This is a genomic window from Paenibacillus sp. FSL H7-0357 (assembly GCF_000758525.1).
In the GTDB taxonomy this organism is placed as follows: domain Bacteria; phylum Bacillota; class Bacilli; order Paenibacillales; family Paenibacillaceae; genus Paenibacillus_AQ.
Genome location: NZ_CP009241.1, coordinates 86574 through 104185, shown reverse-complemented (window position 1 = coordinate 104185; position 17612 = coordinate 86574). Strand labels below are relative to the sequence as shown.

At 48.1% G+C, this 17612-nt stretch carries 21 protein-coding genes, 1 tRNA gene and 1 riboswitch; of the genes, 8 read left to right on the top strand and 14 right to left on the bottom strand.

Annotation, left to right across the window (positions count from 1 at the left end):
• Positions 1–16 precede the first annotated feature (16 nt).
• The 4 genes from H70357_RS00505 (at position 17) to H70357_RS00490 (ending at position 2701) form a co-directional block, all read left to right on the top strand.
• A complete protein-coding gene (locus H70357_RS00505) occupies positions 17–445 on the top strand; it encodes a C40 family peptidase (RefSeq protein ID WP_052092407.1) in 429 nt (142 codons plus the stop codon).
• A gap of 385 nt (positions 446–830) precedes the next feature.
• Positions 831–973: riboswitch (cyclic di-AMP (ydaO/yuaA leader) on the top strand.
• A 5-nt stretch (positions 974–978) separates the two neighbouring features.
• Positions 979–1470 carry a C40 family peptidase gene (locus tag H70357_RS00500; protein ID WP_038584516.1) on the top strand — a complete coding sequence of 164 codons (492 nt, stop codon included), beginning with the start codon at positions 979–981 and terminating at the stop codon, positions 1468–1470.
• A gap of 261 nt (positions 1471–1731) precedes the next feature.
• Positions 1732–2238 (top strand): GNAT family N-acetyltransferase, encoded by a 507-nt coding sequence (locus H70357_RS00495; protein WP_038584513.1) that lies wholly within the window; start codon positions 1732–1734, stop codon positions 2236–2238.
• Positions 2239–2344: 106 nt separating this feature from the next.
• Complete coding sequence (locus H70357_RS00490; protein ID WP_038598290.1) at positions 2345–2701, top strand: c-type cytochrome; 357 nt, start codon at positions 2345–2347, stop codon at positions 2699–2701.
• A 103-nt stretch (positions 2702–2804) separates the two neighbouring features.
• On the opposite strand, the gene H70357_RS00485 is transcribed toward H70357_RS00490, so the two are convergent.
• Together H70357_RS00485 and H70357_RS00480 are read right to left on the bottom strand one after the other, a co-directional pair.
• Positions 2805–3092 carry a 4a-hydroxytetrahydrobiopterin dehydratase gene (locus H70357_RS00485; protein WP_038584508.1) on the bottom strand — a complete coding sequence of 96 codons (288 nt, stop codon included), beginning with the start codon at positions 3090–3092 and terminating at the stop codon, positions 2805–2807.
• Positions 3093–3327: 235 nt separating this feature from the next.
• A complete protein-coding gene (locus H70357_RS00480) occupies positions 3328–3621 on the bottom strand; it encodes a hypothetical protein (RefSeq protein ID WP_038584505.1) in 294 nt (97 codons plus the stop codon).
• Between the two features lie 204 nt (positions 3622–3825).
• Here H70357_RS00480 and motA point away from each other — a divergent pair, with 204 nt between their 5' ends.
• Both motA and motB read left to right on the top strand, forming a co-directional pair.
• Complete coding sequence (gene motA, locus H70357_RS00475) at positions 3826–4626, top strand: flagellar motor stator protein MotA (protein WP_038584502.1); 801 nt, start codon at positions 3826–3828, stop codon at positions 4624–4626.
• Complete coding sequence (motB, locus tag H70357_RS00470) at positions 4610–5425, top strand: flagellar motor protein MotB (RefSeq protein ID WP_038584499.1); 816 nt, start codon at positions 4610–4612, stop codon at positions 5423–5425. The genes motA and motB overlap by 17 nt, the downstream gene beginning before the upstream one ends.
• A gap of 91 nt (positions 5426–5516) precedes the next feature.
• Here motB and rluF read toward each other — a convergent pair whose 3' ends face one another.
• Positions 5517–6218, bottom strand: coding sequence for a 23S rRNA pseudouridine(2604) synthase RluF (gene rluF, locus H70357_RS00465; protein WP_038584496.1), 702 nt, complete (start codon positions 6216–6218; stop codon positions 5517–5519).
• Positions 6208–8535 carry an ATP-binding protein gene (locus H70357_RS00460; RefSeq protein ID WP_038584493.1) on the bottom strand — a complete coding sequence of 776 codons (2328 nt, stop codon included), beginning with the start codon at positions 8533–8535 and terminating at the stop codon, positions 6208–6210. The genes rluF and H70357_RS00460 overlap by 11 nt, the downstream gene beginning before the upstream one ends.
• Positions 8536–8855: 320 nt before the next feature.
• Here H70357_RS00460 and tadA point away from each other — a divergent pair, with 320 nt between their 5' ends.
• Positions 8856–9359 (top strand): tRNA adenosine(34) deaminase TadA, encoded by a 504-nt coding sequence (tadA, locus tag H70357_RS00455; protein WP_379148444.1) that lies wholly within the window; start codon positions 8856–8858, stop codon positions 9357–9359.
• Positions 9360–9389: 30 nt separating this feature from the next.
• Positions 9390–9974: a GNAT family N-acetyltransferase gene (locus H70357_RS00450; protein ID WP_038584491.1), complete on the top strand. Its 585-nt coding sequence runs from the start codon at positions 9390–9392 to the stop codon at positions 9972–9974.
• A gap of 91 nt (positions 9975–10065) precedes the next feature.
• Here H70357_RS00450 and H70357_RS00445 read toward each other — a convergent pair whose 3' ends face one another.
• The 10 genes from H70357_RS00445 to H70357_RS00400 all read right to left on the bottom strand — a co-directional run bounded on the left by H70357_RS00445 (position 10066) and on the right by H70357_RS00400 (position 17584).
• Positions 10066–11157, bottom strand: coding sequence for a hypothetical protein (locus H70357_RS00445; protein ID WP_038584489.1), 1092 nt, complete (start codon positions 11155–11157; stop codon positions 10066–10068).
• A gap of 104 nt (positions 11158–11261) precedes the next feature.
• The gene (locus tag H70357_RS00440; RefSeq protein ID WP_038584486.1) at positions 11262–11411 is read right to left on the bottom strand and encodes a small acid-soluble spore protein P; all 150 of its coding nucleotides are present in this window, start codon (positions 11409–11411) and stop codon (positions 11262–11264) included.
• A gap of 14 nt (positions 11412–11425) precedes the next feature.
• Positions 11426–11767, bottom strand: coding sequence for a hypothetical protein (locus H70357_RS00435; RefSeq protein ID WP_038584483.1), 342 nt, complete (start codon positions 11765–11767; stop codon positions 11426–11428).
• 143 nt (positions 11768–11910) lie between these two features.
• Positions 11911–12429 carry an SRPBCC family protein gene (locus H70357_RS00430; protein ID WP_038584480.1) on the bottom strand — a complete coding sequence of 173 codons (519 nt, stop codon included), beginning with the start codon at positions 12427–12429 and terminating at the stop codon, positions 11911–11913.
• A gap of 82 nt (positions 12430–12511) precedes the next feature.
• Complete coding sequence (locus H70357_RS00425; protein ID WP_144024484.1) at positions 12512–12850, bottom strand: ArsR/SmtB family transcription factor; 339 nt, start codon at positions 12848–12850, stop codon at positions 12512–12514.
• Positions 12851–13071: 221 nt separating this feature from the next.
• Positions 13072–13160 (bottom strand) — tRNA-Ser (locus H70357_RS00420).
• 67 nt (positions 13161–13227) lie between these two features.
• A complete protein-coding gene (serS, locus tag H70357_RS00415) occupies positions 13228–14514 on the bottom strand; it encodes a serine--tRNA ligase (RefSeq protein ID WP_038584477.1) in 1287 nt (428 codons plus the stop codon).
• 86 nt (positions 14515–14600) lie between these two features.
• Entirely contained in the window at positions 14601–15185 is a 585-nt protein-coding gene (gene pdxT, locus H70357_RS00410) for a pyridoxal 5'-phosphate synthase glutaminase subunit PdxT (RefSeq protein ID WP_038584475.1), read from the bottom strand.
• A 19-nt stretch (positions 15186–15204) separates the two neighbouring features.
• Positions 15205–16089 (bottom strand): pyridoxal 5'-phosphate synthase lyase subunit PdxS, encoded by an 885-nt coding sequence (gene pdxS / locus H70357_RS00405; protein ID WP_218642550.1) that lies wholly within the window; start codon positions 16087–16089, stop codon positions 15205–15207.
• Positions 16090–16192: 103 nt separating this feature from the next.
• The gene (locus tag H70357_RS00400) at positions 16193–17584 is read right to left on the bottom strand and encodes a D-alanyl-D-alanine carboxypeptidase family protein (RefSeq protein ID WP_038584469.1); all 1392 of its coding nucleotides are present in this window, start codon (positions 17582–17584) and stop codon (positions 16193–16195) included.
• Between the last annotated feature and the right edge of the window lie 28 nt (positions 17585–17612).

Below are 17612 nucleotides of genomic sequence, written 5' to 3'. Positions count from 1 at the left end.
AGCATTAGGGCTAGTGATGGTGTTCACGCTTGGAGCAGGGAGCGCTTTCGCCGACTCCAGAATGGATACGGTTATTACAAAAACACTGGGAACGACGTATAAAACCGGAGGCATAAGCACTGCCGGCTTTGATTGTTCTGGATTCACCAAATATGTATTTAAGAATGTTGGCCTTACCTTGCCCCGCACTTCCAAAGCACAATTCAGCGTTGGAACCGCCGTATCACGGAATAACCTCCGTTCCGGCGACCTGGTATTCTTCAATACCCTTGGCAATGGAGTCTCCCATGTCGGCATTTATGTCGGCAACGGAAAATTCGCCCAATCCTCTTCATCCCGTGGTGTAACTATCAGTTCAATGAGTCAATCCTACTGGGCCAACCGCTACGTTGGAGCCAAACGAGTAATGAGCACAACAGCTTACAAAGCTATCGCTTACGATTGACATCCCTCAGGAATTTCATCCTCCAATAAATAATTGTAACTTATAGAGATCCGGAAACTGATTATTGCCGTAATCATTTCCGGGTTTTTCCTTTTTGTCTTCCTTATTCTACCTTTTACACGTATTTGAGGTCTGTGAAACACCTTTTTACTAAAAATCCCAACAAATCTAAGTTAAAGCTTACTCAGCGCGTAAATATAAGACCTTTTTAGCAAAGATAACTCTTAAAAAGCGTAAATATTATGCATTAATATGTTTTAAGTGATTGCCAACTGGCGAAGTCTTTGTTACAATTATCGCAGTGAGTTTTTAGTAACATTTTTGTAATTATTGAATCGGGTTTTACAAAGGTTTTGTCATGTATTGGTTAACAAGCTAATCCTAATCAACAGTCATGCCGAGTTCCCTAACCATTAGGGAAACGGGGGAACCGATTTTGGGTGAATTGACCTCCTATTCACAGAGGGGTCATAGGGGACCTTCAACCGAACCCTTAAGCTAACCTCGTAGGCATTTGGAAGGGGTATTCACTTTTGAAGAAGAAGTTAGCAGCAGCAGTACTTAGCTTTTCCATTATGCTTACCATCGGAGCAGGAAGCGCTTTCGCGGATTCCAAAATGGATAAAGTCATCGACAAGACCATCGGAAGTAAATACGTATCCGGCGGTGTATCGACCAACGGCTTTGATTGCTCCGGATTTACAATGTACGTTTTTGATAAGATCGGTATCAATTTGCCACACCAATCCGGTTCCCAATACCAAATGGGTACTGCCATTTCCCGGGATGATCTGAGAGCGGGAGATCTTGTATTTTATAATACAAGCGGTAAAGGTGTATCCCACGTCGGCATTTATGTCGGTGAGGGCAAATTCGCACATGCTTCATCCTCCCGTGGTGTAACCATCAGCACGATGAGTGACAGCTACTACGTCAACCGCTACGTTGGCGCCAAACGGATCATGAGTACAGATGCTTACCAATCCGTTACTTCTGATTCCCAAGACAATGATGACGTGCAATAAGTTGTCGTAAAACGGGCACTCTTCCATGATTTTTGCCGAAATCTGGAGGGGGCCTGTTTTTTTTGTCTATAAAATTACTTACCCCTCTCAATATCCGCAAAACATAAATCTCCCCCAAATTTCCTCCATTTTATAAAATATTTTTACTACTTTGTCAAGTTTCCGCCTTTCAGAAAATTTCTGAGTCGAATCAGGCCAGTTATGGATATAATTAGGTATAGCTAGTGCTGTTGCTCCCCATGAAAGGAGGCCGGTGGCCTTATGATTAGCTCCCCCGTTACATTCCATGTAGTTCCCATGGAGATCAGCCATGCCGAAGATATCGCCGCATGGAATTACAAAGCGCCTTATAATATTTACGAATGGATGCCTTGGTCCCAAATGGAGGCGCTTGGCATTGAATTTGGCGATCCAGAGCTACGCAGAGACCAGTATGTTTCCGTGGTCAACGGGCAAGGCATCCTTTGCGGCTTTGCGCAGTTGTTTCCGATGGAGGGTGTCGTCAGGCTGGGTATTGGAATGCGCCCCGAACTTTGCGGACACGGTCTTGGCCACATTTTCATGGAAGCCATCGTTCAGGCCGCGCTGAAGCGTTATCCCGAGCGGGAGATTGATCTGGAAGTATTGACCTGGAACCAGCGGGCGATCCGAACCTACCAAAAATGCGGCTTCATGATCACGGATACTTATGAACGCCTTACTCCAACCGGAAATAAGCCATTTTATTGCATGGTCTATGATAAACAACACAACGTCCCATTAAATTGAAAATTTCAGTGTTGAAATCGTCCACTTTTTTGACACAAATGCTATGATAACGCTTCACCATCCTATATAATGTAGGAAGCAGCTTACATGGAGGGGACGGATGAAGATGCAGAAATGGATCATGGGCGGTTTGTTTTTCGCAGCCTGTGCCTTTGCGGTAGTGCTCTTGTTCACACTACCCGGCAAAGCAGAGGTCGCCGAAGAAAATAACCCGACGATGCCGCAAGTCACACTGGATGCCGCAAGCGCCGAAGCGATTGTACAGGCAAGCTGCATTACCTGCCACGGTGATCAGCTACAGGGCGGTCTAGGCCCTAGTCTGCAGCAGGAAGGCGGCCAGCATAACGCAGAAGAAATCTACACCATTGTTACGAAGGGACGCGGCCAAATGCCGTCTTTCAAGGATAAGCTTGCTCCCGAAGAGATTGCCAATGTTGCCATGTGGCTTGCAGAGAAGAAATAAACCTGACCTTAAAAATACAGAATGCCCGTACAAAGGATATTCAGAGCATCCTTGCACGGGCATTTTTATATCCATTCCTATGATAGGTCGGTTTCTCCTGCGCCTAACGCGTTTTATCGAAAGCTTCGTTAAATTCATGCGCCTGGCGGAACTCTAGCGCGGCAAGCCCGCTCTCTTCTTTTGCGGACAAGCGCAGAATTACCGTCTTGTAATCAATTGTAATATGCGGATGATGATCGAAGGCTTCCGAGATCGCGGCCACCTCATCCACAAAGGCGATACCCTTCATATATTCATTAAACATATATTTGCGCACCATCATATTCGGCTCCAGCTTCCAACCCTCCAGCTTACTTACCTGCTCACGCAGCTCTTCCTCCGTAAAATGCAATTTGTTTCCTCCCTTACTAAGTTAGCCGTAAAGTCCGTACAGCCCAGCTTCCCATATCCTTTAAACAAAACATCCCTCAGCTTCGGTAAAGTCCAAGGGATGCGCCAGGATGAAGGCTTTTTTTCGGTTTAATGTATTCTAAGATCCCGGCAAATAGTACTCGGCATCTACAATTTTACCACGGGCCGCAGACAGGGGGCAAACCGTCCTCCCGTTACTCTGCTGTTCTGCTGCTCTAAACGAGTACAACCGAGGCCAAATCCTCTTCACCCAGCAAAATATTGATACGGTGCGTCTCCTTGTCATAGATAACCACACCACTGCCTACCTGGATAACAGGCTCGTTGCCCAGCGCGTAGAACAGATCCTCTGCGAGCGCTTCCCATACCTCCAGCTTGGATTCCTGCGGCAGTTCCTGCCATTCATCCGGCTCCATCTCAAAAAACACATACCCATCAGAAATACGTCCGACTGCTTCTGTCAAATCACTAAGAATCTCGCTGTAATCTCTGCCATGTTTCACACCCACGTGTATCACTCCGTTTTCTTCACAGATGAATAATAACTTACCTTATCATTATAGCCGAAAAAATGACTTCACAAAAAACGGAATGCTGTCGATAAATAAGAATATACGTGATTTGGTTACGTGCAGGGTGTCCCGCCGCTGTTCAAGGATGAAATATGCGGTCTGAACGGATCACTTCTTAATTCTCATGGACGAGGTGCATAAATGGAAATTTCAACATTACTAGGCTTAGTATTTGGTCTCATCGCAGTTGTCTGGGGAATGATGCTCAAGCATGCCCCGCTTACCAGCTTGGAAAATCCGGCAGCTTATGTCATTATCTTTCTTGGTACGACTGCCTCAATCTTTGTGGCCTTTCCCATGTCGGAGGTCAAGAATGTACCCAGGCTGTTCAAGATCCTCTTTATTAAGAAAAAGTTGGTCAGCAAAGCTGAACTGATTACAATGTTCATGGAATGGGCTTCCATTACCCGGCGCGAAGGTCTGTTGGCACTGGAGTCCAAGGTCGATGAGATCGAAGACAACTTCCTCCGTAACGGTATGCGGATGATTATCGACGGCAACGACCAGGAATTTGTCCGCGATGTGTTAATGGAAGATATTCATGCTACAGAAGATCGACATAAAGCCGGAGCCCTGGTCTTCACACAAGCGGGGATGTACGCTCCTACCCTAGGGGTATTGGGTGCTGTTATCGGGCTGATTGCCGCTCTGGCGGATATGGAAGATATGGCCTCTCTGACCCACGCAATTGCCGGAGCCTTTATTGCTACATTGCTCGGTATTTTCACCGGTTATGTAATGTGGCATCCTATGTCCAACAAGCTCAAAAGAATTTCCAAGCGTGAAATTGAAATCCGGCTGATGATGGTAGAAGGTCTGCTCTCTATTCAATCCGGAGTATCCACAATCGCTATCAATCAGAAGCTTTCCGTCTTCCTGACACCTTCTGAACGCGTTAAGCTAATCGAAAAGGGAGGCGGCTCCAGTGAGCAAAAAGACTAGACATGAAGAACACGAAGAGCATGCCGATGAATCCTGGCTATTACCCTATTCCGACCTGATGACGCTTCTGGTGGCGCTGTTCCTCGTCCTGTATGCCATGAGTTCTACAGACGCCAAGAAATTTGAAGAAATGGCTGATGCCTTCAGCTCTGCGCTCAACGGGGGTGGCGGTGTTCTGGAATATCGTTCCGATGCCCCGACAAATACCCAGCTTGATCAGGGTAAGCAAGATAAAATGAACAGTGTTATTGATAAGAATACCGGCAAATCCGACATGGCCAAGCTGCGGGCGAAAGAGCAAGAGGATCTGGAGAAACTAAAAAAGCAGTTTGATCAATATATTGAAAAGAACGGGCTGACCGATTTGCTCAGCACAAAGCTGAATCAATCGCAATTGATGATTACCATCAGCGACAACGCCCTGTTTGCTTCAGGACAGGCTGACGTAAAGGATGATTCCCGCCAGCTTGCCAAATCAATCTCGAACATGCTGCAGCAATTTCCTGATTATGACGTCCTTGTACAAGGGCATACGGATAATATTCCAATTTCCAATAGCAGCTACTCATCTAACTGGGACCTCAGCGTAGACCGCGCACTGCATTTCATGAAAATCCTGCTGCTGAATCCGAATCTGAATCCCGTTAAATTCAGTCCTATCGGATACGGGGAATACCATCCAATCGCCCCAAATGACACAACTGCCGGACGGGCCAAGAACCGCCGCGTAGAAGTTTCTATCCTGCGCAAATATCAAGAAGTTACTGAACCAAAGGGCGTTACCCTCCCTAACCAATAATAGGCACTCAGATAAAAGAGCTGTTCCAAAGATCCCGCGGGAGATCTTCTGGAACAGCTCTTTGCTTTCTTCGGCAGCACTTTCTTACTGGCTACTGCAGCTCATAGTTTAGCATTTCCCCGAGCTCTTGCTTCTCCTGAGGCGACAGCTCACGCCACTCTCCGGTTTGCAGCGTCCCAAGGCGGATATTCATGACCCGGATGCGCTGCAGCTTTCTGACCTCATAGCCAAAGGCGCTGCACATGCGGCGTATTTGCCGGTTCTTGCCTTCAGTCAGGATAATGCGGAATACCCGCTCTGTCATTCTTGTCACTTCACAGGGCAGCGTTCTGCCGCCCAGGATCTTCACTCCACTCGACATCCCGGAAATGAAGGAAGGCGTGACAGGCCGGTCTACAGTGACTACGTATTCCTTCTCATGCTTGCCTTCAGCCCGCAATATCTTGTTAACAATGTCTCCATCATTGGTAAGCAAAATTAACCCCTCAGAGTCCTTGTCCAACCGGCCGATCGGAAAGATGCGCTCCTGATGCCCGACAAAGTCAACGATATTCCCCTGAATGTGGCTTTCCGTGGTCGATGTGATGCCTACCGGCTTATTAAGCGCAATGTAGACGATCTGGCTTCCCGTTTCCAGCGGCTTGCCATCAATCCGTACTTCATCGCCCGGAACGGCCTGGCTGCCGAGTACGGCCGGCTCACCGTTAATGGTAACCCTGCCGCCTTCCACCAGCTTGTCTGCTTCACGGCGTGAACAATAGCCTGTCTCACTGATGAATTTATTAATTCTCATGATTGTCTTCACTCCGTTCTTTATTCATGCCCTGCTCTGCAGCAGGTTCAACTGGTGCGGGCAGTTTAATAATAACCTCCGTCCCGCAACCGTATTCACTGCGAATCTCCAGACTGCCTTTGTGAGCCTGGATAATCCGCTGGCTGACCATCAGCCCAAGTCCCGTCCCTGACTCTTTATTGGTATAGAACGGCTCGCCCAGCTTGGGCAGCATATAATCGGGAATGCCGCCTCCCTCGTCAGAGATCACAATAACAACGGAGTCTTCATCCATATACTGCTCCAGTGTGATGGTTCCACCGTCCGGCATGGCTTCAATGGCATTCTTGACGATATTAATAAACACCTGCTTGAGCTGGTTCTCCTCGCAATGCACCGTTGCCGGCAGCTCTGCAAACCGTGACTCAAACTCTATGCCAAAGAGATGGGCCTGGCTGCTCAGAAGGGAAATTACATCATTTAGAATGTGCCGGACATCCTTTTGCTGAAAGTGAACTGCCTGCGGCTTGGCCAAAATCAGAAATTCACTCACAATAAGATTAATTCGTTCCAGTTCGGAGAGCATTAAGTCAATGTGCAGCGGAACCAGTACCTGCTTTTCTTGTTGAAGCTGCAGGAATCCCCGTAGCGTTGTCAGCGGATTACGGATTTCATGGGCAACCCCGGCGGCCAGCTGTCCCACCGTAGTCAGCTTCTCTGAGCGTCTCAGCAGCTCTTCGATCCGGTTGCGCTCTGTCATGTCACGGGATACGTGGACAAAGGCCTGTGGGCGTCCCTCTTCGTCACGAATGATCGAGGTGCTGACACTAACTTCGACCATCGAGCCGTCCCGCTTCAGCCTTACAGTCTCTACCGGAGGCAGAACAGCGCCATTCTTCAGCTCCCTCAGCCTTTCTTCTTCCTGTTTCTGCACCGTAGCCGGCACCAGATAAGGCGGCTTAACAAGGGCATCTGCGGCACTCCAGCCGTACAGATCCTCAAATGCTCTGTTCGTACTGATGATCCGTCCATCCATATCTACAGTATGAATCGCATCGGAGGTGCCGTTAATCACCGATTCCAAATGTTCTTTAACCGCCCGGTTCTCTTCCAGCGTCTGCCCTAACCGGTTCGTATGCTGGGAAAGATGGGAGGTCATCGCATTAATCCTGTGGGCCAGCTGTCCCAGCTCATCCCGGCTGTCCACCTTTAACGGCGGCTCAAATTTGCCTTTGGCCACATCATTGACCTTGGCCAGAATATCCTGAATCGGACGGGTTACCACGCCGGCAAGCACATAGCTGCACACGAAAAAAATGATAAGCAGCAACAATGAAGTAGTGATATTATTGAACAATTGGTCTTTGATGACCGAAGAAATGACCGAATAGTCCATGACTACTGAAACGACATAATCATCAGCACCCGGCTGGCTGATCGGAATGAAGCTTTTGAGCACTCTTTTGCCAAGAGCCTCCGTATCCAGCGTGACCGGCTGCCCTTTGCCGAGGGCTGCCATCATCGCCGACTTATCCTCCTCCACATTGCCAAAGATATAGGTGCCGAATTTAATAGGACGGCTGCGCAGCTTCTCATTCACGCGGTCTTCACCATTAGGCATCATGCTTGCAGAGGCAAAGGTTTTGGGATTGATTCCTGTGACCTCCAGAAGTCCCGGATTGACCTCTTTGGACTGCTGAACGATCTCATCGGGATTCATAATTTTGACGTAATCACTCACTGCTGTACTGCGTATGTAAGGATCTATGATGTAGTTAGTCGAGGCATCGTGATAATATCCCCACTTTTCAATGAACTTAGGATTGGAAGTCGAATATTCAAAAGGTCCGGACCAGAAATTCTCAAGGCTCTGCCCCTGCTGAACGGATACTTTCTGACCGGCAAACAGCTCGAGAAATGCGACGTACCAATACCCCATTCCTTTGGTAGGCAGTCCAATCTCATTAGGATCAGACGATTTGGCAACCACTATATCATCATCAGTCTTGACCAGAAGTGAAATATTAGACACACCGAGCTTATCCGCCAGGTACACCAGCTGTTCATTCTTCACATTCTTGATATCCGGGTCAAGCTCTTCAGAGGCTAAAATGGCGGCCATCCGCAGGTTCTGGGCCAGCTGATACTGCACATAGTTCGAGCTATAGCTGCTCTGTTCGACTGAAACGGCAACCTGCATGGCGGTCATCTTCATATTATTTTCACTTTCAATACGCAGATTATCCCGGGCCGCGTAAAGATTCAGTGTAAGATTGAGCGCCAAGATCAGCAGTACCGAACCAAAAATAATAGCCGATAATTTTGTTTTTATGGACAAGCTGCTTTTTCACCTCTTATCCGCTGGTAAATCCTAGCGGAGTGTTCATGAATATCATACCTTTTGCCTATCCATTTGAAAAGACATTTCAGAGACGGGGCATATTTTGCGAAGCATTGAATTTTATAGGGAGTTTCTCTACAATGGATAAGAAAAACATAAGGTTAATCCACAGGCTATACACATATAAACAATTTATTAAATTCTGATGTGTACAATATTGTGTATAAGTCGGCGGTTATCCACAGACTTATACACAATTTGTTCAGAACGAATATTTGTTCGTTGCACAAGGTACAGAATACGAAGGGAAGATGCACTTGAATATATTACTTGATGAACTGCCGCCCGAAGAGCAGGAGGCTCATGAATATTGGATGCGGGAGGCGATTGCGGAAGCCCGCAAAGCAGAGGCACTGGGCGAGGTGCCCATCGGAGCAGTAATTGTCCGCCATGGCGAAATCATCGGGCGCGGCTACAATCTGCGTGAGACCACAATGGACTCCACGGCTCATGCTGAAATGGTGGCCATCCGCGAGGCCAGTATAGCTTTGAACTCCTGGAGGCTGCTCGATTGCCGGCTCTACGTTACCCTTGAGCCCTGTCCGATGTGTGCGGGGGCCATGGTTCAATCTAGAGTCCCTCTCACGGTATATGGCACAACAGACCCTAAAGCCGGCTGTGCAGGCACCCTCATGAATCTCCTGGAGGAACCGCGGTTCAATCACCGGACCGAAGTCATTCAAGGTATCTTGCAGGAGGAGTGTGCGGATCTGCTGACTTCCTTTTTCCGCCGCTTGCGCCAGAAGCCGTCCAAGCTATAGTTATTCGCAAAAATGACCAAGGAGGATTATATGTCTCTTAAACTGTACAATACGTCTCAAGGTATCTATCTCTCCCTGCTGCAGCTCCAGGATGCAGATGAGCTGCTTCAGCTGCGCCTGCGCAACAAGGTACAGCATCAGCCGTTTGAACCACTGCGCGAGGACGATTATTTTACCCTTGAAAGCCAGAAGCAGCTCGTTGGCCAGCGTTTGGAGGATGCCCGTCAGGATAGAGCCTATATGTTTGGCATCTTCCTGCTGGACGGACAATTAATTGGGCAGGTTACCATTTCCAATGTGGTACGTGGCGTCGGACAATATGCCGATATCGGCTATTTTATTGACCATGAGGTACAAGGAAAAGGGTATACCAGCGCCGCTGTAGGCTTAATCCTGGAGTATGCCTTCCATGCTCTTGGGCTGCATCGGGTACAGGCTTGCATCCTGCTGCATAACGAAGGCTCCCGCCGTGTATTGGAGAAGAACGGGTTTCAGGCAGAAGGAATTGCCCGGCATTTCATTAAAATCAACGGTCAGTGGCAGGACCACCGCACCTACGCTATTCTGGCCGATGATACTATCCGTTTCAGCGAGAAATTGAAGGATAATTTATAGCGTGAAGCATATAAATTCTTATATTTGGACAAAAAAATCCCGCATGAGCGCGAAAAATACGCACGCATGCGGGATTTCTATGTTGCTTAGATCAATAAGTGCCCATTCCACCGAACTGCTGTTGCAGCTCTTCCATTGTAACTACATCATCGCCCTGCGGGATGCCAATCGTGAAGGTCTGCTTCTCATTAACTTTGCTGTATTGGTTACTTCCGGTTAATGACAGGCTGACGTTCGTTCCTTGCTCAGGATCTTTGACGATGATATCCATCAACAGGTTCTGGTATACAGGGAAGCTATCTTTGTCGATCGCGGTATCGAGTTTGAATTGGTTGATCGTAAGATACTTGTTCAAATCAGCCAATCCTTTGTCGACCTCGGCACGGGTCTCGCTGGACTGCAGTTCTTCTTTGGCTTTGGCTAAATCAGCCTCGTCAATTTGCAGCATAGTCTTGTATTCTTCCTTACCCACAATATCAATAATCTTCGGCAGTGCATTATTCACGAGGATTGTAAGTGCTTCTTTGACATTGTCATTGGTCACCTGGAACTGAACCACTTGTTTAGCCTTGACGTCCTCCGGCAATGCTGCATCTTTAGGTTTGATGTCGGTAAAATATTTCTCTTCATCATACTCGGCCAACAGTGTGCTTACCACTTCATTGGAGAGCTTTTGCATTTTTTGCGTGTCTACTGAAGCCGGGCTCCATTCGGTGCCGCCCTGCTCTGCCAGTTCCTTCAGGTCAAGCTCTACGTACTTCCCTACAATTGTCTCCGGAAGCGGCAAGAACGGAATCGACGGTACTTTGACGTACATCTTCTCTGCGGTCATTACCATAGGGATGTTAAAGGACATCGCCATATCACCCTTCAGGTTCAGTACCATAGTCATTTCTGTCTGCATCGGATCCGCTTGGTATACCCCATTCACGGAAATATCAGCGTTCTTCAGCATACTGAGCACCATACCTGTCGTGGCATCCGTTGTACCTTCACCGGCTTCCACTGTCAGGTTGTTAATGACTAGCTTGCTCTTCATTTCATATGAAGTCAATGCAGTCGCTTTAGCGGCGGCCGATTTCAGGGCCTCTTTTGGTGCCTCTTGTTTGTTCGCGCATCCCGGCAAAATAATTGCAGCTGCAAGCAGCAATGCGGAAGCGGATAACCCCCATTTTTTGTTCATTGTTGTTCTCCTCTCCCATGTAAAAAAATTGTTTCCCCTTCCTAATGATAAACCATTTGGCAAAAAGGGGAAACAGTTCATTTCTCCTTTCTTTTCCGAAGGTGTTATCCCTGCGGATTATGATGATCTACATGGTTAGCCTGTTTGACCTTTTTGGAGCCGGAAAGCGGCTTGGGCGCTGAAGAATGATGTTCTCCTCTAGGCTCATGATTGGTGTCTACCCCGGGAACCGGCATACTTTTAGGCTTACTCATTTCTTATTCCCCTCCTATGGATTAGTTAAATCTTGTAGCGCTTGTGCACATTCATGAATCTGTCTTGTATACTGCTGGGCCAGTAATTGTACGGCATCGGTACGCTCATCGGTATTCCTTCCGCTCTGCTCGGCATCAATCAGATTCACAGCCACTTCACGGCTATCGACATAAGTGCAGCGAAAATCAAGAGAATAATCCTGCCGCCCTGCCGCATTGAAATGAATCAGCAGACTGTTCTGGTCAGCTGCATCTCCTTGCACACTAAAGCTGTCTCCATCCTCCATCAGTGCAGGCAGACGCTCCTGCCATGCGGTAACCAGACTTTGCTGGTCCAGTTGTAATTGTCGGTTCATTGTTCTTATCAGCCTCCCTTCTTTAATACATTGCGGAGAAAAGAGGATTTTTATTCCCTCTGGAACAGGTTCCATAAATAAGAATAAAAAAAGATCACTCCTTCTAAGAGGAATGACCTTCATATATGCAGGACTTTTATCCTTTAACCGATCTTCCGGATCGAGTCCAAATGCTCAACCAGTCTGTTCCAGGTCTCCGTGATACCCTGCAGCATACCCATATCCAGTACCTGCTGCAATCCTTCTGCTGTCGCATATTCTGCGCGATTAATGACTTTAGTCCCATCTTCTGTTTCGACGAAGATTAGGGTAACGAGCGTCTCAGGCATATCATCTGCAACGTTGCCCTCCGCATCGGAGAAATAATCTACATACACGATCTTCTCTGGTGCAACGATCTCACGGTACACACCCTTGCCCCATGATTCCATACCATAGAAATCACCCTGGTTCTTGTCCTCGCACTTCATACAATAATGCCAGACTCCGCCCACGCGGAAATCCATATGGCATACCGGCAGCGACCAGCCTCTCGGCCCCCACCAATGCTTCAGATGCTCTGCTTGCGAAAACGCCTGAAATACCAGCTCCCGAGGGGCATTGAACTCACGTTCCAGAATAAGTACCTTATCCTCTACCTTGGATACCATTTCATTTGCCATTTTTAATTTCCTCCTCGATCTTCCTTAGTGGGTTAAGACAGTTCTGCCACAGCGTTCGCAAAGCTCATCCATCATCTCTTATTCAATCTTGCTGCTCTTCTACTGCTTGCTTACCTTGTACTTTCTGTAAATAGTCATCCAGCCGGTCGAACCGCTCCTCCCAGATGTGGCGATAGCTCCTCAGCCAATTCTCCAGCTCCTGAAAAGGTTCCGGCAGCAGGCTATAGATCCGGCGGTTAGCGTCCACCCGGGCCTCCACGATGCCAGCCTCACTTAGAACACGCAAATGTTTGGATGCTTGAGGCTGGCGCAGTTGCAGCCTTTCAGCGATTTCCCCTACAGTTAGCGGGCGTTCGCGCAAAAGCTCAACAATCTGCAGGCGGTTAGGCTCTGCCAAGGCACTCATGACATTCGAATTCATAGTCATCATCCATTCTTAGCTGTGAAGGTACGTACCCTTCATTAAGTGTCTGGCTTTTGTATTCCCTTGCTCGATATAAATATACCATCATGGGAATATTCCTGTAAAGGAATATTTAAAAAATTAAATTCCACAACCTTATTTTTCTCAACCTGCTGTACAAAAAAGCCGCCTTCCAAGGAAGGCGGCTTCTATCTGTAAATTCATTCAATTAAAGGAAATGGCGGAGAGGATGGGATTCGAACCCATGTGGGCTTGCACCCTAACGGTTTTCAAGACCGCCCCGTTATGACCGCTTCGGTACCTCTCCAATGCATCTAAATTTCACATGCATTAGTAATTGTACCACACAATACAAACAATAAGCAACTGTTTTATTAAGAAACTTTAGGACTAATACATTTTACATTACGCATATACGGCTGAAGGGCCTCTGGAATCTGGACGCTGCCATCTTCTTGCTGGTAGTTCTCCAGAATAGCGGCGACCGTCCGGCCGACAGCCAGTGCAGAGCCATTCAGCGTATGAACAAACTCCGGCTTGGATTTGGGTTCCTTGCGGAAACGGATATTCGCCCGGCGCGCCTGGAAGTCCTCCGTATTGGAGCAAGAGGAGATTTCACGGTACATGCCGCTCTCCGGCAGCCAAACCTCCAAATCGTAAGTCTTAGCCGATGTAAAGCCCATATCTCCGGTGCATAGGCCCAGGACACGGTATGGCAGCCCCAGAAGCTGCAGTACACGCTCCGCATCCGCTGTCATCTTCTCAAGCTCCTCATACGAGGTCTCAGGGGTGGTGAGCTTCACCAGCTCCACCTTGTTGAACTGGTGCTGGCGGATAAGTCCGCGGGTATCACGTCCTGCCGACCCTGCTTCAGAACGGAAACAGGAGCTGTAAGCGACATGATATTTGGGTAGGTCTGCCGCTGTCAAAATCTCCTCACGATAGTAATTCGTCACTGGGACTTCAGCCGTAGGAATTAAGTAGTACTCGGTATCCCGCAGCTTGAACAGATCCTCTTCAAACTTCGGAAGCTGGCCTGTACCATATAAGCTATCCTTGTTGACGATATACGGCGGCAGCATCTCTTCATAATTATGCTCTCCACTGTGAAGGTCCATCATAAAGTTAATCAGGGCACGTTCAAGACGAGCTCCAAGTCCCTTATAGAAAACAAATCTGGAGCCGGTTACCTTAGCAGCAGCTTCAAAATCAATGATATCCAGCTGCTGTGCCAGCTCCCAATGTGATTTTGGAGTGAATCCGAATTCTCTTGGCTGCGACCAGCGGCGCAATTCAACATTCTCTTCCTCGGATTTGCCTACTGGTACAGATTCATGCGGAATGTTCGGGATACTCATCGTCAGTTCGTCAATCTGAGTCTCCAGAACACGCACTTCATCATCGAGTTCTTTAATGCGGTCAGAAACGGTCCGCATCTCTGCAATTAAATCATCAGCCGGCTCGCCGTTTTTCTTCTTCTTGGCAACATCACCGGAAACAATGTTCCGGCGGTTCTTCAAACCCTCTGTCTCTTGCAGCAGCTCACGGCGGCGCAGATCCAGCTGCGGAAATCGGGCGATCAAATCGAGCGATTTCCCGCGTTTGTTAAGCGCCTCTTCTACCTTTGCGTAATCACTGCGCAATACTTTTACATCTAGCACAAAGTTTCCCTCCTGAAAACAGCCTAAACTCTTTCAAATTGCTGTTTTGCAGCACTGAAAGAGTCAGAATGTTCTTATATGCAGTTCTATTGTTTGGCTGCCAGACTTGCCTCTACCATATCGGCAAAATACTGGTGCAGCCGGTAATCTTCTGTCAGTTCCGGATGAAAGGAGGAGACCAGCAGATTGCCTTCACGCGCAGTTACAATCTCATCATTGTAAACCGTGAGCACATCCACATTCGGACCCGTTTCATTAATAAGAGGAGCGCGGATAAAGACGGCACGCACCGGCTCATTTATCCCTTTAACCTCCAGATCACATTCAAAACTTTCCCGCTGGCGGCCAAAGGCATTCCGGGCAACGGTAATGTCCATCAGTTCGAGATGTCCGGGCTCACCGCCGGCGATTCTCTTCGCCAGTACAATCATGCCGGCACATGTTCCAAAAATAGGCTTGCCCAAGCCTGCAAAATCGCGTATCGCTTCAATGAAGCCATACTTGCGCATCAGCTTGCCTATCGTGGTGCTCTCTCCACCAGGTATAATGAGCCCCTGGACCTCAGCCAGCTGCTCTACACGCTTGATGGGCAGGCCCTCAGCCCCGGCTTTTTCTATACTGACAATATGTTCTGTTACGGCGCCTTGAAGCGCCAGCACTCCTATTTTCATCCGGACAACCTTCTCTCTATTAACGGCCGCGCTCCGACATACGTTCAGCCGGGGTCAGAGTTGCGATATCAATCCCCTTCATTGGCGTGCCAAGGTTCTTGGATACTTCAGCGATCAGTTTATAGTCTGTGAAGTGAGTAGTTGCCTCCACAATCGCCCGGGCGAATTTCTCGGGGTTGTCCGATTTGAATATACCGGAACCGACGAATACGCCATCCGCACCCAGATGCATCATCAAGGCTGCATCAGCCGGAGTAGCTACACCGCCTGCGGCAAAGTTAACAACCGGCAGCTTGCCGAGCTCGTGAACTTCAAGCAGCAGCTCGTAAGGAACACCTAAAGTCTTAGCTTCGTGAAAAAGCTCGTCTTTGGACAAGTTGGTTACCTTGCGGATCTGGCTGTTGATAACACGCATATGGCGCACGGCTTCAACAATGTTGCCCGTTCCCGGTTCACCCTTGGTGCGGATCATCGAAGCTCCTTCATTAATACGTCGCAGCGCTTCACCCAGATCTTTCGCTCCGCAGACAAAAGGGACTGTAAACTCACGTTTGTTGATATGGAATACTTCATCGGCAGGCGTGAGCACTTCGCTTTCATCCAAATAATCCACGCCCAGAGATTCAAGAACCTTCGCTTCTACATAATGACCGATACGGGCTTTGGCCATAACGGGAATGCTCACCACTTTGATAACCTCTTCTACGATTGTAGGATCAGCCATCCGGGCTACACCGCCTGCTGCGCGGATATCAGAAGGTACGCGTTCCAGAGCCATTACAGCTACTGCACCCGCAGCCTCGGCAATTTTCGCTTGCTCTGCATTCATGACGTCCATAATGACGCCGCCTTTTTGCATTTCTGCCATGCCTCTTTTAACTCGCGATGTTCCAGTTTCCATGATTCAAGCCTCCCGATTGATCTTATCTAACTTGCCACTTTACCGCAAGGCGGCTATATATACAACCTATTTACTCGGATTATTCACTGCACCAGACATTACTGCCCTAGAACAGGTTCTTAATTCCTGTAAACAAATCGCTAAAAAATTCGCCTATTGCTCTCATCAGCAGCTTGAACCAGCCAGCCTTCTCCGCTTCCTCTGCGGTAATTAGATTGACCGTCTTCTCCTGAACCTGAGACATGCCTTCAACCTTGTAGGAGTAAGTAACCTTGCCCACTTTGGAAGCATTGGCAATCGGGGCTACCAGTGTTGCTGCATCATTAACGGCAACCGCTGTGTTAATCTGTGGTGCAACTGTTCCTTTAGGCACGATAAAAGTAACTCCGGCATCGGTAACGATAGACACATCTTTGTTTTTGCCTTTTTGCACGGGCACTGTTTCATTGCCGGCAATGACGGCTTTAGGGGCCACTACCTGTTTGATTTCGAAATTATTGAAGCCAAAATCAAGTACTTTCTTCGTTTCCGTGAAACGGTGTGCTTCCGAGTTGGCGCCCATAACGACACTGATCAGCCGCATACCGTCGCGAACAGCCGTACCGGTGAAACAGTTGCCGGCATTGTTGGTATGTCCTGTCTTCAGCCCGTCAAGGCCGGGATAAGCATATGCCTTAAAGTTGGCGATATCCTTGTTCGCTTCCAGCATCCAGTTGTAGTTAACCATCGGTTTGTCATCCCGTTGACGGAACTTGTAAGACTGAATGGTTGTGAATTCTGTGAAATCAGGGTGGTCCGTGACGATATATTTGGCAAGAATCGCTGCGTCCATGGCTGACATTACGGTTTCACGATCGACTTTGGGCTGGAACTTAGCCGGCATATCGGCACGGTCAAGACCGGTAGAATTGATAAAGTAAGCCGTCTTCATTCCCATCTTCTTTGCAGTTTCATTCATTAGAGCTACAAATTCCTGCTCGGATGACGAAACAAGCTCAGCCAACGCTACGGTGGCATCATTAGCAGAACCAACGGCCATTGCTATGTATAGCTCTCTTACCGTATGTTCATCGCCTTCAGCCAAAAAAATACGCGAGCCGATCTGCTTGGAGGCATTTTCCTGAACAACTACTTTCTGATCCCAGGAAATCTGGCCATTCTTCACGGCATCTGCAACCAGATATTCGGTCATCATCTTCGTCATGCTTGCCGGAGGCAGAGGCTTATCGGCATTCAGGGACAAAAGCACCTCGCCTGTAGTGGGTTCGATCAACACTGCCGAATCCACTTCGAGCTTCAGTGACTCTATACTAGGAATCTTGACTGCAGCTTTCGCCGCAGTAGTGCCGGCGGCAGTACCCTTTTCTGTCGTTGCCGGTGTCTTCACTTCATCAGCGAACACCGAATGTACTGGAGAAGCTAACATATTTAAAAGCAGACCTACTGTCGCTGTCTTAATCACAAATTGTTTACTGCTAAATTTTCGCTTGTGCTTCAATGATTACTACTCTCCTTTTGATCCTCAT